Raw genomic sequence first — 1860 nt, 5'->3', positions numbered from 1 at the left:
TGCTCGGCGAACCCCGCCGCGTCGTCGGGCGTGGTCAGCGGGCCCGCCGCGACGTCGTCGGGCAGCAGGGTGAGCTCGGCCAGCTCGGCGAAGCGCTGCGCCGACAGCACCGGGCGCGCCCCGGCGCACCGCAGGCACACCGGTTCCAGCCGGCGCCAGCCGTGCTGCCCGGATCCGGTGTCGGCCAGCACCGCGACCCGCGCCCCGCAGCGGCAGGCCCGCATCCGGATCGTGCGCACCCGCTGCCGGGCGTAGCGCAGGCCCAGCTCGTAGCGACGGAACCGGCCGGAGACGGCCACCTCGAGCAGGATCGCGCCCTGGTGCTCGGGCGCGCACGCCAGCTCGCGGGCGTCGTCGGCGGTGTGGAAGCAGTAGAACCCGCAGTCGCACCACCGCGACGGGCAGGCGTGCCGGCAACCGTGCGCACACACCGCGTCGTCGACGGTGCGGTAGACGTGCGCCCGCCCGAGCGTCACACCGCTGAAGCCCGCCGTCGTGCCGTCCGCGGACAGCATCGGGAACGCCAGCTTGTGGCCCTCCAGCGGGCCGGTCGGGTACTCCAGCGGGGTCCGGCGGAACAGCCCGCGCACCCGGTCAGTCCTCGCGGGACCCCGAGTGCGCCGGCTGCGGGGCGGCCGGCGTCCACTCGGTGAACTCGGGCTCGACGGCGCGCGCCGGGCGCGGGCGCTCCTGGGCGTCGGCCACCCGGTCGGCCTCGTGGTCCACGGCGAATCCCTCGGAGATCTTGCGGCCCAGCCTCATGACGCCTCCCGTGTGCTCCGGGTCCCGGCCACCTGGTGGAGTGGCCGCCGTCACCAGGCTGACCGTTCGGCGCGGGGTTGTCCAGGGCGGAACGGGTGAGGAGGAGGCCGGGACGGATCACAGCCGGCGCCGGGCCCGACCTCGGTAACGTCCTGTGCCAGGACGGGGACCGGGGGTGGTCGATGCGGGGCGAGGCGCGCTACGGGCTCGAGCACGAGCTCGCGCTGCTGCGGGACGACGGGACGGTGGCCGACCACCGGTCGCTGACCCACGCTCAGGTCGCGGCGATCGTGGACGAGCTGCCGGAGCTGCCCGGGGACCAGCCGGACCTGCGGATCGGCGACGCCGGCATCCGCCGCAAGCGTTGGTACGCCGAGGGCTACGAGCGCCTCGACGAGAACGGCGGGCTGCTCCGGTTCGACCCCAAGGGCATCGAGATCCGGACCCGCGTGCACGACTCGGTCGAGGCCGCCGTCGACGCGCTGGCCGCCGACGCGGTCACCCTGGCCGCGGTGGCCGCCCGGCACGGACTGCGCCCCGTCGCGTTCGCCCACCACCCGCAGCTGTCGGCCTACCGGCTGGACCCGCCGCCGAACGCCCACGAGCGGGCGCTGATGGCGGCCTCGCCGGAGGAGCGGACCTCGCACCTGCACATGGTGACCTGGGGGCCGGACCTGAACCTGTCGTTCCCCGAGTCGGGCACCGACCCCGCCGTGCTGGCCGACGCGGCGGCGAAGCTGACCTTCTACAGCCCCTACCTGGTGCCGTGGTCGTTCTCCTCACCGTTCCGCGACGGCCGTGTCTGGGGCGGGCTGTCGGCACGCACCGCGCGTCGCACCGGGGCGCGCCCGGCGGCGCTGGCCTACCTGCCGCCCGACGCCCCGCTGATGGTGACCGACCCCAGCCTGGTGCGGCACGCGGGCATCCCCGGGGAGGTGGGGCGGATCGAGTTCAAGGCGTTCGACGCCGTCCCGGCGGTCGCGGGGGAGGAGCCCGCCGACGGCGTGGGCACCGACCTGCCCGCGGCGCTGCTGAGCCTGCTGACCGGTCTGCTGCGCGACGACACGCTGCCCGGCCGGCGTCGGACCCCGGACGCGA

Annotated in this window: 3 protein-coding genes; 1 reads left to right on the top strand and 2 read right to left on the bottom strand. The window is 76.1% G+C overall.

The genetic code is table 11. The features are described 5' to 3' along the window. Together GTW08_RS11345 and GTW08_RS11340 are read right to left on the bottom strand one after the other, a co-directional pair. On the bottom strand, positions 1-590 hold a 590-nt coding region (locus GTW08_RS11345; protein ID WP_161151885.1), incomplete at its 3' end, for a hypothetical protein. A gap of 4 nt (positions 591-594) precedes the next feature. After that, on the bottom strand, positions 595-762 hold the full coding sequence (locus GTW08_RS11340) for a hypothetical protein (protein WP_157818254.1): 168 nt from the start codon (positions 760-762) through the stop codon (positions 595-597). Positions 763-944: 182 nt separating this feature from the next. On the opposite strand from GTW08_RS11340, the gene GTW08_RS11335 reads away from it, so the two are divergent. Next, positions 945-1860, top strand: a 916-nt coding sequence (locus GTW08_RS11335; RefSeq protein WP_161151884.1) for a glutamate-cysteine ligase family protein, incomplete at its 3' end; no start/stop codon positions are given.

The organism is Pseudonocardia sp. SID8383, assembly GCF_009864975.1.
GTDB lineage: Bacteria > Actinomycetota > Actinomycetes > Mycobacteriales > Pseudonocardiaceae > Pseudonocardia > Pseudonocardia alni.
Note: the sequence above shows the minus strand (reverse complement) of the source record. Positions and strands in the feature narration are given on the sequence as shown.

Coding starts and splice junctions, on each gene's coding strand:
- GTW08_RS11340 (WP_157818254.1), bottom strand. CDS start 762: ATGAGGCTGGGCCGCAAGATCTCCGAGGGATTCGCCGTGGACCACGAG.